Origin of the sequence: Phaeobacter sp. HS011 (assembly GCF_018101215.1) — a bacterium.
Classification (GTDB): domain Bacteria; phylum Pseudomonadota; class Alphaproteobacteria; order Rhodobacterales; family Rhodobacteraceae; genus Phaeobacter; species Phaeobacter inhibens.
Window position 1 is genome coordinate 465,080 of sequence record NZ_JAGEUF010000001.1, and the last position, 20,749, is coordinate 485,828.

15 protein-coding genes and 3 tRNA genes are annotated in these 20,749 nt (G+C 60.8%); 6 read left to right on the plus strand and 12 right to left on the minus strand.

Features of this window, described 5'->3' with window-relative positions; genetic code table 11:
* The first annotated feature begins 12 nt into the window (after positions 1 to 12).
* A complete protein-coding gene (locus J4721_RS02210) occupies positions 13 to 744 on the plus strand; it encodes an AraC family transcriptional regulator (RefSeq protein WP_211002016.1) in 732 nt (243 codons plus the stop codon).
* Positions 745 to 842: 98 nt separating this feature from the next.
* Here the strand turns inward: J4721_RS02210 and hisH are convergent, their stop codons facing one another.
* Positions 843 to 1,481: an imidazole glycerol phosphate synthase subunit HisH gene (hisH, locus tag J4721_RS02215; protein ID WP_014874054.1), complete on the minus strand. Its 639-nt coding sequence runs from the start codon at positions 1,479 to 1,481 to the stop codon at positions 843 to 845.
* Position 1,482: 1 nt separating this feature from the next.
* Complete coding sequence (gene hisB / locus J4721_RS02220) at positions 1,483 to 2,070, minus strand: imidazoleglycerol-phosphate dehydratase HisB (protein WP_102877576.1); 588 nt, start codon at positions 2,068 to 2,070, stop codon at positions 1,483 to 1,485.
* A gap of 202 nt (positions 2,071 to 2,272) precedes the next feature.
* On the opposite strand from hisB, the gene J4721_RS02225 reads away from it, so the two are divergent.
* Positions 2,273 to 2,512 (plus strand): Lrp/AsnC family transcriptional regulator, encoded by a 240-nt coding sequence (locus tag J4721_RS02225; RefSeq protein WP_014874056.1) that lies wholly within the window; start codon positions 2,273 to 2,275, stop codon positions 2,510 to 2,512.
* A gap of 415 nt (positions 2,513 to 2,927) precedes the next feature.
* Here J4721_RS02225 and J4721_RS02230 read toward each other — a convergent pair whose 3' ends face one another.
* From J4721_RS02230 to J4721_RS02255, 6 genes are all read right to left on the minus strand, one after another.
* Entirely contained in the window at positions 2,928 to 4,280 is a 1,353-nt protein-coding gene (locus tag J4721_RS02230) for an aminotransferase (RefSeq protein ID WP_211002017.1), read from the minus strand.
* Positions 4,281 to 4,493: 213 nt separating this feature from the next.
* Positions 4,494 to 4,568 (minus strand) — tRNA-Gly (locus tag J4721_RS02235).
* A gap of 214 nt (positions 4,569 to 4,782) precedes the next feature.
* Positions 4,783 to 4,857, minus strand: a tRNA-Gly gene (locus J4721_RS02240).
* Between the two features lie 67 nt (positions 4,858 to 4,924).
* Positions 4,925 to 5,836 (minus strand): NaeI family type II restriction endonuclease, encoded by a 912-nt coding sequence (locus tag J4721_RS02245; RefSeq protein ID WP_014879508.1) that lies wholly within the window; start codon positions 5,834 to 5,836, stop codon positions 4,925 to 4,927.
* Positions 5,837 to 5,948: 112 nt separating this feature from the next.
* On the minus strand, positions 5,949 to 6,923 hold the full coding sequence (locus J4721_RS02250) for a DNA cytosine methyltransferase (protein WP_014874059.1): 975 nt from the start codon (positions 6,921 to 6,923) through the stop codon (positions 5,949 to 5,951).
* Between the two features lie 157 nt (positions 6,924 to 7,080).
* Positions 7,081 to 7,155: transfer RNA gene (locus tag J4721_RS02255), tRNA-Gly, on the minus strand.
* 234 nt (positions 7,156 to 7,389) lie between these two features.
* On the opposite strand from J4721_RS02255, the gene J4721_RS02260 reads away from it, so the two are divergent.
* Positions 7,390 to 7,596, plus strand: coding sequence for a hypothetical protein (locus J4721_RS02260; RefSeq protein WP_014874060.1), 207 nt, complete (start codon positions 7,390 to 7,392; stop codon positions 7,594 to 7,596).
* Positions 7,597 to 7,711: 115 nt separating this feature from the next.
* Here the strand turns inward: J4721_RS02260 and J4721_RS02265 are convergent, their stop codons facing one another.
* The 3 genes from J4721_RS02265 to J4721_RS02275 form a co-directional block, all read right to left on the minus strand.
* Positions 7,712 to 11,152, minus strand: a complete 3,441-nt coding sequence (locus J4721_RS02265; RefSeq protein WP_027247695.1) for a pyruvate carboxylase — start codon at positions 11,150 to 11,152, stop codon at positions 7,712 to 7,714.
* 126 nt (positions 11,153 to 11,278) lie between these two features.
* On the minus strand, positions 11,279 to 12,484 hold the full coding sequence (locus J4721_RS02270; protein WP_211002018.1) for an alpha-hydroxy acid oxidase: 1,206 nt from the start codon (positions 12,482 to 12,484) through the stop codon (positions 11,279 to 11,281).
* Between the two features lie 575 nt (positions 12,485 to 13,059).
* A complete protein-coding gene (locus J4721_RS02275; RefSeq protein ID WP_014874063.1) occupies positions 13,060 to 14,856 on the minus strand; it encodes a diguanylate cyclase in 1,797 nt (598 codons plus the stop codon).
* Between the two features lie 271 nt (positions 14,857 to 15,127).
* On the opposite strand from J4721_RS02275, the gene J4721_RS02280 reads away from it, so the two are divergent.
* Positions 15,128 to 17,491, plus strand: coding sequence for an ATP-dependent helicase (locus J4721_RS02280; RefSeq protein ID WP_211002019.1), 2,364 nt, complete (start codon positions 15,128 to 15,130; stop codon positions 17,489 to 17,491).
* A gap of 355 nt (positions 17,492 to 17,846) precedes the next feature.
* Here J4721_RS02280 and J4721_RS02285 read toward each other — a convergent pair whose 3' ends face one another.
* A complete protein-coding gene (locus tag J4721_RS02285) occupies positions 17,847 to 18,065 on the minus strand; it encodes a DUF1127 domain-containing protein (RefSeq protein WP_014874065.1) in 219 nt (72 codons plus the stop codon).
* Between the two features lie 319 nt (positions 18,066 to 18,384).
* Between J4721_RS02285 and J4721_RS02290 the strand changes: the two genes are divergently transcribed.
* Positions 18,385 to 19,455, plus strand: coding sequence for an Mrp/NBP35 family ATP-binding protein (locus J4721_RS02290; RefSeq protein ID WP_211002020.1), 1,071 nt, complete (start codon positions 18,385 to 18,387; stop codon positions 19,453 to 19,455).
* Between the two features lie 825 nt (positions 19,456 to 20,280).
* A complete protein-coding gene (gene mraZ / locus J4721_RS02295; protein ID WP_040104080.1) occupies positions 20,281 to 20,748 on the plus strand; it encodes a division/cell wall cluster transcriptional repressor MraZ in 468 nt (155 codons plus the stop codon).
* Position 20,749: the final 1 nt, after the last annotated feature.

Consider the following 20,749-nt stretch of genomic DNA (forward strand, 5'->3'; position numbering starts at 1 on the left):
AAATCCGATTTCATGGACCGACTGACCACATTGATGGATCGTTTTCAGCTCAGCGTGTGCGCCGCAGAGCCGGGGCAGGCGAACCTTATCGCCCTTGCGGGTCCCGAGCGGGAGCCTGTGCGTATCCGCTATTATACGACTGAGAGTTCGCCGATGCGCACCTCTGCTGCGGTGATGTGGGCGGCGCGGGTGGAGTGGTCTGGCCGCCGCAACCCGTTTCTGGCCGCGCTTCCGGCGCAGGTTGATTATGACATCTCCGGCGCCCCGGAGGTGCAGGCCCTGGTGCGTGCAATGCGGGGGGAGGCAGAGGCCGGGCGCTGTGGGGCGCAATCGGTGATCAACCGGCTGGGGGAGGTGCTGATGGTGCATCTGCTGCGCAATCAGCTTCAGAATGGTGCGACCGAGCCGGGGCTGCTGGCCGGGCTGGCGGACCCGCGGCTCAGCCGGGCGATTGTCGCCATGCATGATCACCCGGGCCGCCTCTGGAGCAATGCCGATCTGGCGGAGGTCGCGGGACTATCGCTGTCGCGTTTTGCCGAAGTTTTCGCCGCGGAGGTAGGAGAAACCCCCATCGGATACCTGCGCCGCTGGCGGCTGATTCTCGCGCATCAGGATCTGTCGCGCGGTGATCGGGTCGATGCCGTGGCCCGCCGCTACGCCTATAACAGCCCCGAAGGTTTCAGCCGTGCCTTTCGCAAGGCCTATGGCGTGGCGCCGATGTCCTTGCGCATGGCTGCTGCCTGACCGTCGCCGCGCCTGTCATCTTTCCATAAATACTCAAATACAAAAGCCACCTGCGCAGCAGGCGGCTTTCCAGATGTCGTGATATGCCGATGGCTGCGTTACGGTGTCCAGGTCAGGAAGTTCCCGATCATCCGCAGGCCGATATCCTGGCTTTTCTCCGGGTGGAACTGCATCCCCACCATGGTGTCACGGCCAATGACAGCGGTGACATCGCCGCCGTAATCCACATGCGCCAGCCGTTCGGCCGGGTCGTTCACCCGAAAATGGTAGGAATGCACGAAATAGCAGTGATCACCGGATGTGATGCCGTCAAAAATCGTATGGTCATGGTCGATCACCAGATTGTTCCAGCCCATATGCGGCACCTTCAGCGCGCTGTCGCTGGGCGTGATCTTGACCACGTCACCCTGAACCCAGCCAAGCCCCGGTGTGTCGCGGTATTCATGACCGGTGGTGGCCATCAGCTGCATGCCAACGCAGATCCCCAGAAAGGGGCGACCGTTCTGTTCGACCGCTTCCACCATGGCCTCATAGATGCCGCGATGGCCGCGCAGCTCCTCTGCGCAGGCTGGAAAGGCGCCGTCCCCGGGCAGCACCAACCGGTCGGCCCGCGCCACCACATCTGCATCCGACGTCACCACGACCTCGCCGCCATCCACCTCCCGTGCCATGCGCTGAAAGGCTTTCTCGGCAGAGTGAAGATTGCCGGATTCATAGTCGATAATCGCGGTCAGCATCTTACAGCGCGCCTTTGGTCGATGGGATGGCATCGCCTTTGCGCGGATCTGTCTCCACGGCGGTGCGCAACGCGCGGGCCACAGCCTTGAACGCCGCTTCGGCGATGTGATGGCTGTTGAAGCCATGCAGCTGATCAATGTGCAAGGTGATGCCGCCATGGGTGCTCAGAGCCTGAAAGAACTCGCGCACCAGTTCGGTGTCGAAAGTGCCGATCTTCTGGGTCGGAAGATTCACATTCCAGATCAGAAACGGGCGCGCCGACAGGTCCAGCGCGCAGCGCATCTGGGCGTCATCCATCGGCAGGTGGCATTCGCCGTAGCGGTTGATGCCTTTCTTGTCGCCAAGGGCCGCAACCAGCGCCTGACCCAGCGCGATGCCGGTATCCTCGACCGTGTGGTGATCATCAATGTGATAATCCCCCTTGGCGCGGATGGTCATATCGATCAGCGAATGGCGCGACAGCTGGTCCAGCATATGGTCGAAAAAGCCGACGCCGGTCTGGTTGTCATAGGCACCGGTCCCGTCGAGGTTGATCTCGACAGTGATCTCGGTTTCGGCGGTCTTGCGGGTGATCTGAGCGCTACGCATGGTCGGCATGTCCTTGATATCCTGCGCCGCTTATAGGGGCAGGGCGGGGGCGCGCTCAAGCCTGCCGCAGCAATTGGCGCAAAACTGTTGCGCCATTCGACCGCGAAGGCCTTGCGGGATGCCGCGCCGGGGATTGCCTCCGCCGCGTCTGCGTGTCAGCTTGGCGGCCACATACCGCATTCCCAAACAGTTGAGGGGCACCATGTCCACCTGCGTCTTTATCCAGATCCGCTGCAAACCCGGTACCACCTACAAGGTCGCCGAAGAGATTGCGCTGCGTGAAATTCATTCTGAACTCTATTCCACCAGCGGTGATTACGATCTGTTGATGAAGCTTTATATTCCCAGCGATCAGGATGTTGGCAAATATATCAATGATCAGCTCTTGGTCATCGAGGGGATTGAGCGGTCGCTGACCACAATGACCTTCAAGGTGTTCTGATCTGCCATAGTGTTTCGGGGCAGCGGGGGGAGTGGCGCGGGTCCGTACCACGCCATCTCCCTTGCCCCGGTTTCCCCGACCTACCGGATACAGTGGTCCCCGGATCCACTGGCGCTCTGTATCCCACAGGTCCAGGACCTTCTGGTTCCCCCCGAAACCATCTGACCGCAGAGCCGTGTGGGATCACAAAATCAACTGGTGCTGAAATGCAGGCTTGGAACACCTTTGGAATAGGATAAGCCTCGCAGTAATTTACGGTCCGTTCACGGGGAAAAACCGCAGGATTGTGACATTACTGACCTCATGGGTCTTCTGGCGGCCCACTGCGACGGACCTGCTGGCCACGAAAAAGCGGCGCCATAATCTGACGCCGCTGCCGTGGATTTCACAGTCTTAATTGCCGCGCTTCTTCGCGTCAGTGAGCCAGATGGCCACCGGCCTTCAGCTCCTCGTAGCTGGCATCAATCGCCGTCTTCAGGCGGGTCAGCATATCGTCGACCTCCTCGCGGGTGATGATCAGCGGCGGGCACAGCGCCACGGCATTACCGGCCACCGCCCGCAGGATCAGCCCATTGTCCTGGCACAGCCGCTGCGCAGTTGCCCCGGCACGCCCTTTGTCAAAACTCGCGCCGGTGGTTTTGTTCGACACCAGTTCCAGCGCCGCGATCAGGCCCTTGCCGCGCACTTCGCCCACCAGCGGATGGTCGGTGAAAATCTCGCGCAGCTGCGCCTGCAAATAGCTGCCCACCTCGGCGGCATGCTCAAACAGGTTGTCACGCTCGTAAATCTCCAGCGTCTTCAGCGCTGCCGCACAGGCGGCGGGGTGGCCGGAGTAGGTATAGCCGTGACCGAAGACGCCCACCTCATTGGTCTGATCCACCATCGCCTCATACATCCAGCCCGGAATGACCGAGGCGGAGATCGGGAAATAGGCCGAGGACAATTGCTTGGCGAAAGTCATCAGATCCGGCGTGATGCCCATGGTGGTGCAACCGAAATCGGCGCCGGTGCGGCCAAAACCGCAGATTACCTCATCCGCCCAGATCAGAATGCCGTATTTGCGCAAAAGCGCCTGCAGTCCCTCATAATACCCATCCGGCGGCACGATCACGCCCGAGGCACCGGTGATCGGCTCCACGATCATCGCGGCAATCGTGTCGGGATCCTCAGCAAGGATCTGATCCTCAAGGTTTTGCAGGATCCGCTCGACAAACTGTGCCTCGGTCTCATTGCCCTGACGGGCGGTGTAGTAATGCGGCGAGTCGGCGCGCAGGATGCTCAGCGCCTCCAGGGGCGCGTCGAAATGCGCCAGGTTCGCGGGCAGAGAGGTCAGCGAACCGGCTGCGACGGTCACCCCGTGGTAGCCCCGTTCGCGTGTGATGATCTTGCGCTTTTCCGGCTTGCCGATGGCGTTGAAGTAATAGCGCAGCATCTTGTAATGCGTGTCATTGGCGTCCGAGCCGGAGTTGCCGAAGAAGATATAGGCATCCTCCACCGGCACCATCGCCGCCAGCTTGTCGGCGAGATCCTGAATCGGCTGATGCGTCTTGCCGCCAAAGGTGTGGGAGAATGGCAGCTTGTGCAGCTGCTCGGTGATCGCATCCATCACCTCGGTGTTGCTGTAGCCCAGAGAGGTACACCAGAGACCCGCCAGCCCTTCTATATATTTACGCCCGTCGCTGTCGAACACATAGATGCCTTCGCCCCGCTCAAGACAGAGCTGTTCGGTGGCGGTGAAATTGGTGGTGGGATAGATGACCGGGGCCATGGGCTGTTGTCCTCCTGAGCTGGGGTGCCGCGGTGGCGGCATATCGGCGATGGGGTTTGCACCCCCTTGAGCCACAGCATTGGCGGGTTTTGAGAGTCGCGTCAAAGGAATTTGATCAAATCTTTGCGCCAATTCCGCGCAGGCCGCATGAGGTGCGCAGTCGAAGGCGGAAACGCAAAAGGCCGCTCCGAAGAGCGGCCTTTGCAGTCCAAATGGAGCGGGCGAGGCGATTCGAACGCCCGACCCTAACCTTGGCAAGGTTATGCTCTACCCCTGAGCTACGCCCGCGCTGCCATTTGGTGAGGCGGTATTTAGGAAATTGCCGCAGCCCCCGCAAGAGGGAAAATGACCCGCCATCGCAGAAAATAGCAAAACCAGGCAGAGCACGCGCGCTGGCAGGCCTGCGTTTCGGCGCCAGAGCTGATCCGGCGGATATCTTCTAATCCGATGTTTTTATTAGACAAAGAAAAAGCCGCTCAGATGAGCGGCCTTTCTGTCCTGATGGAGCGGGCGAGGCGATTCGAACGCCCGACCCTAACCTTGGCAAGGTTATGCTCTACCCCTGAGCTACGCCCGCGCTGCCATCCGGTGAAGCGGTGAATAGGCAATTGCGCGCAGGGCTGCAATAGGAAAACAGCGGCTTTTTACGGCTGGCTGAAAAAATCTTCACACCCTGCGTGGCCGGCGCTCGCCGCCAGCCGGGCCTCTGCCAGGGTGGTCAGCTGCGCGGAGATGAATTCGGATGCGCTGCAATGGGGCAGGTCGAGCGCGCGGATCAGCTGTGCGTCCTTGCGTCCCTCAAGGATCACGATGCCATCGCGGGCCAGCAGATCGCGGGTGCCATGGCCGCCGTCCGAGCGGATCCGCCGCATGAAATCCTTCTGCGCGGCCACCGCCTCCACGACATCCCGCGGGATCGGCTGGCGCTGCACTGTCCGGAACAGGGTCGCCATCCGCGCATTGCCGCTGTCCCCGGCAAAGATGTCCTCCACCGTGGCCTCTGGCAGCAGGCGCCAGAAATTGGCCGGGTATGGCTGATCGCACAGCAGCCAGAGGATATTCTCAAACCCCTGCGCCGAGATCGACCGTTTGGCGTCCTTGTTCTGACCGGCGGTCAGGTAATCGCGCCGTGCCACAATCAGGCCAAGATAACAGCGCGCGCGTGGCTCATCTGCTGCCACCAGAATGCAGGGCTGATCAACCGCCTCGGTTGGGATCATCCAGTTGCTGCCCATCGTGTGTTTGATATCCACATCATGGCCGAGGATTTCGGTGTCCAGCCGCCCCTTGGGCAGTCGCAGCAGCGCGCGCAGCTCAATCTCTACCCGCGTGCCGATATAGGTCTTCTCGGTTTTTTCCAGATCCTCATAGGCGCGCCGACCGGTCTTGGCGGTCAGGATCACATCATCGATGCAATCGCGCAGCATTGCGGGAACGCTGCGGGTCAGCTCCATCAGTCCACCCGCGCGGGTGGTGATGTCCTGCGCCAATGCGGCCAGAAGTGCGTGATCGGCGTGACCGGGGCTGACCTGGCTGGGCGGCAGCTTTTGTTTCATCGCGCGCCCTGTGCTGATCCGCAGCGGCGGGGTGAGTATTTTTGGAAAGGTGACAGGGCAGGGCGTGGCCTATCGGAGCAGACGTGAATCAGGCCCGGCATGTCAATGCACCTCAGCGCCCGGCGGCGGGCGCGGTGACAACCTTCAGGCTGGGGCGTGCAATGGCCTGGCGGATCTGGCGGGCCACTGCCTCCGCTACCGGGGGCGGGAACGCATTGCCGACTTGTCGATAGGCATTGGTCTTGGCGCCGGTGAAATGCCAGCTGTCGGGAAAGCCCTGAATGCGCGCCACCATCCGCACGGTGAGGCGCGGCATGTCGTTGTGGAAGGGGTCCGGCGCCTCATAGGCGATGGTGCGCCCCTCGACGCCGAGGGCTGCCCAGGCGCGCCGCGCCCGTGTCGGACCCAGATCCGGCCCGCCGTGTTTCTTGGACCCGCCGACAATGGTCGGGGCGATTTCATCGGCCTTGGCAGCCCAGTCTTCCGCCCCGCGCCAGCCGCGTTCCTTCATCAGGTCGAGCAGCGTTTCGCCCACCGTGCGCGGATTATGCGGCAGGGGATCGGGCCAGTTGAACTGGCCGGAGAATTCCTTGCGCAGGGCAACGATGGCCACCCGTGGGCGCAGCTGCGGCACGCCATAATCAGAGGCATTCAGCAGCCGCCAGTCGGTTTCATACCCAAGCTTGGCGAGCTGTGTCTTCAGCTTCTCGCGGTAATCATGGAACACCGCATCAAGGAAGCCACGTACGTTTTCGATCATCACCGCGCGGGGCCGGGTGGCGGCGACAATTTCGATGGCATCGTCAAAGAGGTTGCGCTCGTCTTTTTCGCCGAGCTGTTTGCCCGCGACGGAAAACGGCGGGCAGGGCAGGCCGCCGGCCAGAAGGTCGATGCCGTGATAGGCGTCGGCCTCCTCCTTGAAGGCGCGCACATCCTCCTCCAGCACGTTCCACTGGGGGCGATTGTGGCGCAGGGTGGCGCAGCAGTGTTTGTCGATTTCAACCAGCGCGGTGTGGTCAAATCCGGCCTTCTCAAGCCCCAGTGCCTGACCGCCTGCCCCTGCGCAGAGTTCTACCGATGTGAGCATGCTGCCGTATCACCTGTTCTCGTGCTGCTGTTGCAGCTGTTCCCGCTCTGTTCTTAGGCGCTGAAATGATTCCGCGCAAGCCAGAGGCTACGCCGGATTTCAGAAACACAAAAGGCCACCGTTGCGTCTGCAAGCGGTGGCCTTTCTGCTGTCCAAATGGAGCGGGCGAGGCGATTCGAACGCCCGACCCTAACCTTGGCAAGGTTATGCTCTACCCCTGAGCTACGCCCGCGCTGCCATTCGGTGAGGGGGATTTAGTCATTCGCTGGCAGAGCTGCAAGCGAAAAACGCAAAGCGGTCGGCAAAAAATGACCGTCACGGCGATTTGAGCGACGGAACCTGCTGACGGCTGCGTTTTATCTCTATGATGACACCATGAGCCTGGCCGAAATGACCCCGAGCACAGCGCGCCAATGAGCCGGGCCAACCCGCAGACAGATCTGCGAAACCGAAAGGGAGCTGCTTGATGACACTGCTAAGCACACCGCTGCGTGACCGGCTGGGCACATCCTTGGACGACCGTCTGGATACAGTGCGTATTCTCGGTCTGACCGCCGCCATTGGCCTGGCGATTGGCGTCAAACTCACCACGGGTGGGCAGGCTGCGGGTCTTCATTCCGCCGAGGCCCCGGTGATGATGCCACCACAGATCGAGACACAGGCGCTGATCTGACCTTCGCGTATCTGGCAGAACGCGCCACCTGACAGAAAAAGGCGCCCCCGATCTGCGGGGACGCCTGCATGTGATATTCGCAGTGCCTGCCATCCGTGACAGGCGCTGGCTGCGATCACTCCAGTTCGATCAGCAGGTCCTTGGCGTCGATCTGACCACCGGGTTGGACATGCACGGCTTTCACCACTGCATCGCGTTCGGCGTGGATGCCGGTCTCCATCTTCATCGCCTCGATGGTCAGCAGCATATCGCCCTCATGCACTGGCTGACCGACCTGCACCGCAACGGAGGCCACAACACCCGGCATCGGCGCGCCGATGTGATTGGGGTTGCCCTGCTCGGCCTTGGGGTTGGCCTGGGTGGTGGCCTTGACCAGACGGTTCGGCACCCGGATCACCCGTGGCTGGCCGTTCAGTTCAAAGAACACTTTGACTTCCCCCTTGTCATCGGTGTCGCCGATGGCCTGCAGGCGGATTTCCAGCGTCTTGCCGGGGTCGATTTCGGCGGTGATCTCCTCGCCCGGTTCCATCCCGTAGAAGAAGGTGCGGGTGGGCAGGCTGCGGACCGGACCATATTGGCGATGGCGGCCCATGTAGTCGAGGAAGACCTTGGGATACATCAGGTAGCCGTTCAGATCCTCGTCATCGACCTCTTTGCCTTCCAGCTCCTTGGAGAGTTCGGCGCGGGTCGCTTCCAGATCCACGGGGGCGAGATGGGCACCGGGGCGTTCCAGATTGGGGGCATCGCCTTTCAGCACCTTGGACACGATCCCCTCGGGGAAGCCGCCCGGAGGCTGGCCCAGATTGCCACGCATCATGTCGACCACCGAGTCGGGGAAGGCCACATCACTCTTCGGATCCTCGACATCGTCACGGGTCAGCCCTTGGGACACCATCATCAGTGCCATATCGCCAACCACCTTGGACGACGGCGTGACCTTCACGATGTCGCCGAACATCTGGTTCACGTCGGCATAGGTCTGCGCCACGTCGGACCATTTCTCTTCCAGACCCAGCGAACGGGCCTGTGCCTTGAGGTTGGTAAACTGGCCGCCGGGCATTTCATGCAGGTAAACCTCGGACGCAGGCGCTGCGAGACCGCTTTCGAAGGCCACATAATGCGCCCGCACCTGCTCCCAATAACCGGAGATTTCGCGCACCGCGGCGATGTCGATGCCGGTGTCGCGGTCGGTGTTGCGCAGCGCTTCGACGATGGAGCCAAGGCAGGGCTGCGAGGTGCCGCCACTGAAGGCATCCATAGCTGCATCCACAGCATCTACACCAGCGTCCGCTGCTGCCAGAATGGTGGCGCCGGCCACACCAGAGGTATCATGGGTGTGGAAATGGACCGGCAGGCCGACTTCTTCTTTCAGCGCCTTGACCAGCTGGCGGGCAGCGGCAGGCTTCAACAGGCCCGCCATGTCTTTCAGGCCCAGGATATGCGCCCCTGCCGCTTCCAGCTCCTTGGCCATGCCGACATAATATTTGAGGTCGTATTTGGCCCGGTTGGGATCGAGGATATCGCCGGTGTAGCAGATGGTACCTTCGCAGATCTTGCCGCTCTCGACGACTGCATCCATCGCAACACGCATGTTTTCAACCCAGTTCAGCGAGTCAAAGACGCGGAACACATCAACGCCGGTGGCGGCCTGCTTCACAAAGCTCTGCACCACATTGTCGGGATAGTTGGTGTAGCCAACCCCGTTTGAGGCGCGCAGCAGCATCTGGGTCATCAGGTTCGGCATCCGCTCGCGCAGGTCGCGCAGACGTTGCCAGGGGCATTCCTGCAGGAAGCGATAGGCCACATCGAATGTCGCACCACCCCAGCACTCAACCGAAAACAGCTGGCTCAGGTTCTGGGCATAGGCCGGCGCCACCTTGATCATATCATGGCTGCGCATCCGGGTGGCCAGCAGCGACTGGTGACCATCGCGCATGGTGGTGTCAGTCAGCAGCAGTTGGCGCTGTGCCTTCATCCAGTCAGCCACCGCCTGCGCGCCCTTTTGCTCCAACAGGTTGCGGGTGCCGTAGGGCTGCGTCGCGGCATCCGCTTTGGGCGCGCGCGGCTCTTTCAGATCGGCATGGGGCGCAGCACGGCCTTCGGTTTCGGGATGCCCGTTGACCGAGATATCGGCGATATAGGTCAGCACCTTGGTGCCGCGGTCGCGACGCTTGGCAAACTGGAACAACTCCGGCGTCTCGTCGATGAATTTGGTGGTGTATTCATTCGACAGAAAGGTCGGGTGCTTCAGCAGGTTCTCGACAAAGGCGATATTGGTGCTGACACCGCGCACCCGGAATTCACGCAAGGCGCGGTCCATGCGGGCAATGGCTTTTTCTGGTGTTGGCGCCTTGGCGGTGACCTTGGTCAGCAGTGAGTCGTAATAGCGTGTGATCACGCCGCCGGCATAGGCTGTGCCGCCGTCCAGACGAATGCCCATACCTGTGGCCGAGCGATAGGCGGTGATGCGGCCATAGTCGGGGATGAAGTTGTTGAGCGGATCCTCGGTGGTCACCCGGGTCTGTAGCGCATGACCATTGAGCTGGATCTCGTCCTGCGACGCCTTGCCGGTGGCCTCGGCAATGGTTTTGCCCTCGGCAATCAGGATCTGCGCCTGCACGATGTCGATGCCGGTGACTTCCTCGGTGACGGTATGCTCCACCTGCACCCGCGGGTTCACCTCGATGAAGTAGAATTTGCCGTCGTTCATATCCATCAGGAATTCTACGGTGCCCGCGCATTCATAGTTCACATGCTGGCAGATCTTGCGGCCCAGATCGCAGATCTCGGTGCGTTGTTCCTCGGTCAGATAGGGGGCGGGCGCACGCTCAACCACCTTCTGATTGCGGCGCTGGACCGAGCAGTCCCGCTCATAAAGGTGGTAGATTTCACCATGCTTGTCGCCAAGGATCTGCACCTCAACGTGGCGGGCGCGGGTGATCATCTTCTCCAGATAGCCCTCGCCATTGCCAAAGGCGGCTTCCGCTTCGCGGCGGCCTTCCAGCACTTTCTCTTCCAGCTCATCTTCGCTGTGGATCGGGCGCATGCCGCGACCACCACCACCCCAGGACGCCTTCAGCATCAAGGGATAGCCGACCTCGGCCGCTTCCTTGCGGATCGCGTCCATATCATTGCCCAGCACTTCGGTGGCCGGGATCACTGGCACATCGGCCTCAATCGCGACGCGGCGGGCGCTTGCCTTGTCGCCAAGGGCGCGCATGGTTTCCGCCTTCGGCCCGATGAAGGTGATGCCGTTGCGCGCGCAGGCATCCACAAAATCCGGGTTTTCGGACAGCAGGCCATAGCCGGGGTGGATCGCATCGGCGCCGCATTCCTTGGCGACACGGATGATTTCGTCAATCGACAGATAGGCCGCAACCGGCCCCATGCCTTCGCCGATCCGATAGGCTTCATCTGCCTTGAACCGGTGCAGGCCCAGCTTGTCCTCTTCGGCATAGACGGCCACCGTCTTCTTGCCCATCTCATTGGCTGCCCGCATGACGCGGATGGCGATCTCGCCGCGGTTGGCGATCAGGATTTTCTTGAAGTCGGTCATGGCGTCCTCGGGGTCGTGCAGTTTGGCGAAGTGATAAGCGCAAATTAGGGTCCGGTATAGACGTAGTTCTGGGTATGGCCAGCGTGATAGCGCTGACCTGAGGCCAGAAACCGGCAAAATTCGCATTTATGGCGGTGCATTTATGTCCGTATCGGACCTATATGTCGTGAACGGGTTGGCAAACGACGCAAGTCCCAGCGGCCGGGGCAGGGCGGATAGCGTCTCAAGGCCCAGTTGCCCCATATTGGCGTCCAGATCCTTGCGCAGGATATCCACCAAATGATCCGGCCCCCGCGATCCAAGTGCGGCAAGCGCAAAATGGAACGCGCGGCCCAGCATCACATAGTCCGCACCCAGCGCCAGTGCGCGCAGAATATCAAGCCCACTCTCGATCCCGCTGTCGAAAATCAGCGGCAACCGGGTGGCGGCGCGAATTCCCGGCAAAGCCTCGATCGTGGAGGGTGCAGCGTCAAACTGGCGCCCAGCATGATTGGAAACCCAGAGCGCATCGGCACCGATTGCCTCCAGCGGCGCTGCATCTTCGGCGCGCATCACCCCCTTGATGATCAGCGGGCCATCCCAATGGTCCCGCAACCACTTCACATAATCCCAATCTGGCGAGGTGCGCAGCAGATAGCCGACGTGTGCCGTTGACGATAGGCTGCCGCTCTGGCCGGTAACATATTTGTCCAGCGTCCGCATATGGGGCAGGCCACGCCGCGCCATGCCCATCGCCCAGGCAGGTCGCATGGCGACCTGTGCCAGCAGCCGGGGTGTCAGCCGCGGCGGTTGGGTCAGACCTGATCGCGTTTGCCGCTCGCGGCGCGAGGCTACAGGCACATCCACGGTCAACACTAGCCCGGCAAAGCCGGCGGCTTTGGCGCGCGCCAGCAGATCGCGGCGCATGTCTGGATCCTTCGGCGGGTAGAGCTGGAACCACGGCGCAGCCCCCAGATCACCTGCCAGATCCTCGGGCGACTGGCTGGCCACGGTGGACAGGCAATAAGGCAGGCCCTGTGCCGCAGCGCAGCGCGCCAGCAACCGTTCCGCATCCGGCCAGATCAGCCCGGACATGCCAACCGGCGCCACACCAAAGGGCAGCGGGCGGTCAATGCCCAGAAAGCGACGGCTCAGATCCGGCGTCTGCGGGCCATGCAGGATGGATGGAGCAAACCCCAGTTGATCCAGCGCAGCACGGTTGCGGGCCTTGGTCGCCTCGGTTCCGGTGCCGCTGTCCAGATACTCCCAAACGAAACGCGGCAGGCGCCGCCGGGCGCGCTGGCGAAGGTCACTGAGAGCGGGATAACGCTGGTGCAAATCCATGTTGCGCATTTGTTGCTGCCTTGCAGCAAAAGTCTAGTGCCGAGTGCAGGTTTGAAACAATTTTGTAACTATTCGTGCTGGGCCTGTTCCGCGCGGTTCCGTTCCATGCGGCTGTGCTATGCCATGCGACCGCGCATCCATTCGGGTCCGCTGTCACCTTCCTCCCGGCATTCGTATTTGTGAAACCGTTCGCGCGCAGCAAGTGTCGGGCTGGGCTGGGCTGGACCGGGACGGTGGGGGCATGCTGGAGTGTGTACTGGTGGGCGTCGAGGTTGGCCTGCGCAAGGAAGCTGTCAGAGTGTTACAGGCGGCCCCTTTGCCCCGAGGGGCTTCAGGCCACCGTTAATCTCTGCCCGCTGCTAGAGTGTAACTCCATAGGGCGTTTGTGTCTCGGGAGCAGGGCGGTGGCACAGGCGCGGCGGACGCTGGACGGTAGCGCCTGGGGCGCGGGCCCCTGATTGCGGGACCTTGGTGGCAGGGGCCAGATAGCGGGATCCGGGCGGAAGGGCTTGCGTGGTAGAACCTGGCTGGCCGGCGGGCATGGGCGACGCGATGGCCCGCATCCTGAGCCCCGCGCCGCGGCCTCATTCGGCAGCGATCGGGCCGTCGGGCTTTGGGTGCGTGGATCGGTGCTTCTGCGCGCCCGGATCGCGTGGGGCCTGCTCGGCTGAGGAGGCGACACAGACCTGATTGCGGCCTTTTGCTTTCGCTTCGTACAATGCCTCATCCGACGCCCGCAGCAGATCCTGTGGCATGGTGCCGTGACGCGGGTAATGCGCCACCCCAAGTGAGATCGAGATCCCCGGCAGCGCTTTTTCCCCGTAGCGCACGACAATGGCCTCCACGGCCTGACGCAGCAGCTCGGCCTTGGTCATCACATCTTCCTGGCTGGCGCCGGGCAGGATCAGGGTGAACTCCTCGCCCCCGGGACGGCAGGCAACCTCGTCCCCGTCGCAGGCCTGCTCCAGCACCGAGCCAACGGCGCGCAGAACCATGTCACCAGCGTCATGACCATGGTTGTCATTGAATTTCTTGAAGTGATCCACATCAACCGCAATGATGCTGAGTGGGGTCCCGGAGTTCTGACTGTTGCCAATGCTCTTGCGCAGCGTTTCAGTCATATGGCGGCGATTGAACAGACCGGTCAGCGGGTCACGCACGGACTGGTCATGCAACTGGTCGCGCATCCGCACATTGGCGATTGCCATGGAAATCTGTTCTGCGCACATCTGGGCCAGCTTCTTGCTGCTGATGAATTCTTCTGTGGCGTCACTCAGGGCGCGCAGATGCATCAGGCCAACGGTTTCCCCATGGGCGAGAATCGGGAAACAGTAATAGGCGCGACCATCATGGGGTTCGGCATGTTCACAGACAAAATCAATCTCGGAGGAGCCGAATTCATAGGTGCGCCCCCGGCGCAGTCCCCAGCACTCTTCCGGATGGATGTGGTCGCGATGAGTGCCGCCATTCCAGCTGGCGCAACCGTCCAGCACATCGCGAGAGTTTGAGTATACATAGACGCTGCCCTCTGCCGTTGGCAGAATATGCGTCATGAAACGGGCGACCATCTCGAACAGTTCATCCAGCGAACGGCTGGACTGCAGCCATTCGTTCAGCTCCCCCAGAAGCTGGACTTCACGGGCAAGCCGGAGTTGTTCATCCAGAATTTCACGTTCAGTTTCATTGCGCTGACGCAGCTGATTCATACGGAACCGGTTTGTTTTGAACACAACGTAGACCGCAATCGTCATGGCCAGCAGCGCAATCGAGGTCAGGACCAGAAGGGACAGTTGCACCCGGTTGATAAAGGTGTTCCGCAGATCTGTGATATCCGTATAAAAATCAATCGCCCCGTCGAAATGACCGTTGTGGATGAGGGGCACGTAAACTTGTGCGACTTCGCGGGTGACGCCGCTGTCATATGTGCCCGTTTGCAGGGTCAGGCCATCCACATCATAGGCGGGCAGCGTCTCATGCATGTAGTAGGTCTCGCCTTTGGCGACATGTGTGGTGAAAAATACATTTGCTTCAAACTCACCGATCTCATCGCTCCGCGAGGACCAGAAGATTTCCCCCGATCCGGTCAGCAGGCGATATCGGTAAACGTCGGTTTCTTCTGTGAAGAGCGACAGCATATGCGCGTCATGCGGTTGAATGACGCCCTCCTCAAACGACTCGCCAGGCTCCTGCATGTGCAGAATGATGCGACGCTGCCAGAGCTCTGCCTGCTTGCGTACGTCCGCTTCAAGCATGTGATCCACAATTGGGGCCGGCACGGAGAAGACCGCCCAGACTGAGGCCGCCGCCGCTACAAACAGCACGAAGAGGAGGGACATGCTGCGAATTTTTTCAGCGACGCTGGTTTTGAGATCGGATTTCATAATGCCGTAACCGTCCAATTAATAGTACCAGTGATGTGCCAGAATTGAATCTTGGTTGGGGTGGGATCTAATCCACATAGGCCTGGCAACAGATTTATGCTGCCCTATCAAGTTTTCGATTCTATTAACCGGTAAGCTATTTTAATGGCTTTCTAAGCCTAAACTATTGAAGATTTTCGGAGTTTATGCGGTTGACCTGCTATGGCCGCGGACGGAACAGACTGTGAACGCCCTCTTTTCGCCGGGATTGAATCGCGCTAATGTTAGGCCCATGAGCAGTTTTGACGATATCGACCCCTATGAGGGGATCTCGCTGTCCGCGCGTGCTATGGCAGCGCGGCCGATGCCGTATCTCGACGGGTTGAACCCGGCGCAGCGCGCTGCCGTGGAATGTCTGGAAGGTCCCGTGCTGATGCTGGCCGGGGCCGGCACCGGCAAGACCAAGGCGCTGACCGCGCGCATTGTGCATCTGTTGACCACCGGCACGGCCAAGCCGAACGAGATCCTCGCCGTGACCTTCACCAACAAGGCCGCGCGCGAGATGAAAGAGCGTGTCGCGGGCATGTTGGGGCAGGCGGTTGAGGGGATGCCCTGGCTTGGCACCTTCCACTCGATCTGCGTGAAACTGCTGCGCCGCCATGCCGAACTGGTCGGGCTGAAATCAAACTTCACCATTCTGGATACCGATGATCAGATCCGCCTGCTGAAGCAGCTGATCAAGGCGGAAGGCATCGATGACAAGCGCTGGCCCGCGCGCATGCTGGCGGGCGTCATTGACGATTGGAAAAACCGCGCGCTGACGCCCTCCAAAGTGCCGGTCTCCGATGCCAGCGCCTACAATCACCGCGGCGTGGATTTCTATGCCCAGTATCAGGCGCGATTGAAGGATCTGAACGCGGTCGATTTCGGCGATCTCCTGCTGCATATGGTCACCATCTTTCAGGACAACCCGGATGTGCTGGAGCAATACCAACGCTGGTTCCGGTTCATCATGGTGGACGAATATCAGGATACCAACGTGGCCCAGTATCTCTGGCTGCGGCTCCTCGCGGGCGCGCATAAGAACATCTGCTGCGTCGGTGACGATGACCAGTCAATCTATGGTTGGCGCGGCGCAGAGGTGGGCAATATCCTGCGGTTTGAAAAGGATTTTCCCGGCGCCAATGTGGTCCGGCTGGAACAGAACTACCGCTCTACCGAACATATTCTCAGTGCCGCCTCTGGCGTGATCCGTGGCAATTCCGGCCGTTTGGGCAAGGAGCTCTGGACCGAGTCGCGCGGTGGCGAGAAGGTGCGCCTGATCGGTCATTGGGACGGCGAGGAGGAGGCCCGCTGGATCGGCGAGGAGATCGAGGCGATGCAGCGCGGCACCCGTGGTTTGGCGCCGGTGGATCTCAACAATATGGCGATCCTCGTGCGGGCCTCGCATCAGATGCGCGCCTTTGAGGACCGGTTTCTGACCATTGGTCTGCCGTACCGGGTCATCGGCGGCCCGCGCTTCTATGAGCGGCTCGAAATTCGCGACGCGATGGCTTATTTCCGCCAGGTGATCAGCCCTGATGATGATCTCGCGTTTGAGCGGATCGTGAACACGCCCAAACGTGGTCTTGGCGACAAGGCGCAGCAGACCATCCAGACCATGGCGCGCAGCAATGGCGTCTCATTGGTCGAAGGCGCGCGGCTTGCGGTAGAGAGCGGCCAGATCAAGGGTAAGGGCGGCAAAGCCCTGCACCAGCTGGTCACCGATCTGGCGCGGTGGGGACGGCTCGCCGGAGATGCAGACACCACCCATATGGAACTGGCCGAGATCATTCTGGATGAAAGCGGCTATACCACCATGTGGCAGACCGACAAAAACCCGGATTCGCCGGGCCGTCTGGAAAACCTCAAGGAATTGGTCAAGGCACTGGAGGCGTTTGAAAACCTGCAAGGCTTCCTCGAACATGTCAGCCTGATCATGGACAATGACAAACAGGACGCCGCCCAAAAGGTGTCGATCATGACATTGCACGCCGCCAAGGGGCTGGAATTTCCTGCCGTCTTCCTGCCGGGGTGGGAGGATGGCCTGTTCCCCTCGCAGCGATCCATGGACGAAAGCGGCCTGAAGGGTCTCGAAGAGGAACGCCGTCTGGCCTATGTCGGCATCACACGGGCGGAAGAAATCTGCACCATCTCCTTTGCCGGCAATCGCCGCGTCTTCGGGCAGTGGCAGTCACAGCTGCCGTCGCGGTTTATTGATGAGCTGCCGGAAGAGAACGTCGAGGTGCTGACACCGCCCGGTCTTTATGGTGGCGGCTACGGGGCTGCGGCCCCCGGCGGTGGTGGTGGGGCGGTGCGCTCCACGATTGAGGATCGCATGGCAGCTGCCGACGGCTACAACTCGCCCGGCTGGAAACGCATGCAGTCCCGCGCTGGTGAGCGTGGTCTGTCACAGCCCAGGGAAAGCAAATCCAGCGTCATCGACCTCACTGCCACATCCGCCTTCATGGTCGGGGAGCGCGTGTTCCACCAGAAATTTGGCTATGGCGCGATCACCGGTATCGAAGGCGACAAGCTGGAGGTTGAGTTCGAGAAGGCTGGCACGAAGAAAGTCGTGGCCCGCTTCGTCACCGCAGCAGAGGACGTGCCCATTTAACCCGGACATGCGGGGGGCCTTACAGCCAAAGATCATACCTATGTGTCGCGGTCATGAATGGGCGGTCATAGCAGGCACAGCAGATCAGGCGTCGACAGTATGTCGGCGCCTTTTTTGTGTCCTGTCATCAATGGGAGGGGCTGCGGTGCAGGCCATCAGGCACAAAAAAACGGCGGTGCCAGGGAGGAGGAGGGCACCGCCGTTCTGTACAACACCCGGCCAAAAGGGAGGAGAAGGCAAGGTGTATCAGGGTCCGGCTATGACGCCGGTATAGGGTGCGGTGACATCAGGGAGGAGGAGGATGTCACCGCGATTACAGGCCCTCAAGGGAGGAGGAGAAGAGAGCCTGAACTCTTTATTTCGTGCCGTAGGCGGCCTCATAGGCAACGCTGCGCAGCATGGAGCGGCTTAGCCCCAGATCCGCCAGTTCGCGACCAGAGAGCGTCGACAGCTCATTCATGGTCTGGCGGTACAGGCGGTAGCGTGCAATCTTGCCTTTCAGTTCGTCAAACACGGCGCGCGGGCTGAAGGCCAAAGCGCCTTTACGGGTTGTCATATTATCAACAGCGGCCATCGGTGTTGTCCTTAACGTCTATGTGTGTGTCTGGCCGTTCCCGGCCTCGCTTGACCCCATAAATATGATAATGCTGCATGCGCACAATCCCTGAAAGGGGCATTTCTGCTATGCAGCAAATGCATGGGTTTCCTAAGGGAAACGGGGTTGATCCTGCTGAGTTATGCATCATGGAGGGGGTGGGCGCTGAAAAACCGGGCGAGGAATGAACCGGCGCGCCATGGCATCTTTCGGAATCGGCTCTGCCTGACAGCGCAATGTGGCCTTGGGCTTGGTCGCGGCAGGTCTTATATGGCTGGAAACCATGAGGAGACCGGCCATGACCCCCACCCAGGAAGAGATTCGCGACGCCCTTGCGCGGCTGCAGCTGCCCGATGGCGGCACGCTGGTTTCGCGTGACATGCTGCGCGCGGTGATGGTTGATGGCGGGCGCGTCAGTTTCGTGATCGAGGCCCCCAATCCGCAGATCGCGGCCCAGATGGAGCCAATGCGCCGCGCCGCCGAGGCAACCGTTCTGGCCTTGCCGGGGGTAGACAGTGTTTCCGCCGCGCTGACCGCCCATGCCGATGCGGCCGCAAAACCTGCGCCGACCCTGAAACTGGGCGGTCATCCCAAACCGCAGCAGGGCCCGCTGAAACCCAGCGGTGTCAAACGGATCCTTGCAATTGGTTCGGGCAAGGGCGGCGTGGGCAAATCCACGGTCAGTGCCAATCTCGCCGTGGCCCTGACGGGTCAGGGTCGCAAGGTGGGTCTGCTGGACGCGGACATATATGGACCCAGCCAGCCACGCATGATGGGTGCGAGTGGCCGCCCCGCCAGCCCGGATGGCAAGATCATCGAACCGCTGCACGCCCATGGCGTCACGCTGATGTCGATCGGCTTCATGGTGGATGAGGCCAAGGCCGTTGTCTGGCGCGGGCCGATGCTGATGGGCGCGTTGCAGCAGATGCTGGGGCAGGTGAATTGGGGTGAACTGGACGTGCTGATCGTCGATCTGCCGCCCGGCACCGGCGATGTGCAGCTGACCCTCTGCACCAAGGCGGAGCTATCCGGCGCCATCGTTGTCTCCACACCGCAGGACGTGGCGCTGTTGGATGCGCGCAAGGCGCTCGACATGTTTAATACGCTAAAGACACCGGTGCTGGGCCTGATTGAGAATATGTCGTTCTTCACCTGTCCGGATTGTGGCGGAGAGCACCACATCTTTGGCCATGGCGGGGTTGCCGCCGAGGCCGAGCGTCTTGGCGTTCCACTTCTTGGCGCGCTGCCGATTGATCTGGATACCCGGTTGGCCGGCGACAGCGGCACACCCATTGCAGCGGGCGACAGCGCCATGGCGCAGGCCTATGCCCAAATGGCCGAAGGGCTGATCCGCGGCGGTATGGCCTGACACGGTACCTGACCGCCCAGCGACCGGCCTGCTGAAGGCCGGTCTCACCCGTAGGTCCGCTTGCGGTGCCTTTCACCGGTCCGAGCAGCTGACAGGCTTTGGGAAACCATGGGCCGTCTGGGAAATTATGGGAGCCATGGGATTTCATGGGGCCTGTGGGAATTTATGGGCCAGCGTGACCGCGCTGTATCGCCACTCTCCCGAATCACTGTGCCATTACGGTGCGATTATCCGGCGATATTGGCCAAATCAGGCTGTTTTGAGCGATCTGCATGGTCCACGGCTCGCGAACGAATAATGAACATGCCGATTCCCTGGATCGCTGTCTGAGATTTCTGGGAAATCATGGCACTTTTTTAGAGCGCGAGATTGTACCTATATGTAGTGGGTTTTGCGGTATCTTAATCTACCACTGGGAAAATCATCGATTCTTGCCCGTAGAATCGGCGCGGCATTATCGATATGCGCCGGGAGGGTCTACAGAAAACAGTTGTGGCCCACGTTTTCCCATAGTATCCCTAGTTCATCGAATGAGACGAAGAGCAGGGGCACCAAACGACCCCAACCAAGACTACTAAGAAGCAGGTTTCATACAGGCCTTCGCTTTCATCGAAAATAGAGAGATCCGGCGCGCGAGCGAGCAGACATCCCCCCAGGTGGCGCGCGCAGTCGGACACCCCGCATGTCGGGATTAGGGAGGCGGGTTGATCAGTGGCAGCAGATCAGCCCGCCCCTTTTGCTTCTGGGGATAGCTTCGGCACGAGGGACGCTGAAAAAAGGGACGATAGATTGGGCCGTAGGTTCAGAGGTGAAAGCCACCACAAGGTGGATACAAAGGGGCGGGTCTCGATTCCGGCCTCCTTTCGCCGTGTTCTGGAAGCGGGCGATCCCAACTGGCAATCCGGCAGCAATCCCGAACTGGTGATCGTCTACGGTGATCAGCGCCGCAATTTTCTGGAATGTTATACGATGGAGGCGATCGAGGAAGTCGACGCCAAAATCGATGCCTTGCCGCGAGGCTCAATGCCGCGCAAAATGCTGCAGCGTATGTTCCACGGTCAGTCCTTCCCGACCAATGTGGATGAAACCGGGCGCCTGGTGCTGCCCGCCAAGCTGCGCAACAAGATCGATCTGGAGGCCGAAGCGTTCTTTATCGCGGCCGGCGACACATTCCAGATCTGGAAGCCTGAAACCTATGAAGAGGAAGAACTGGCGAAATCCGAGGAGTGGATGGATGATCTGCCCGAGGACTTCGACCCGATGGAACTCCTCGACGGCGCCGGAGGCGCTTGAT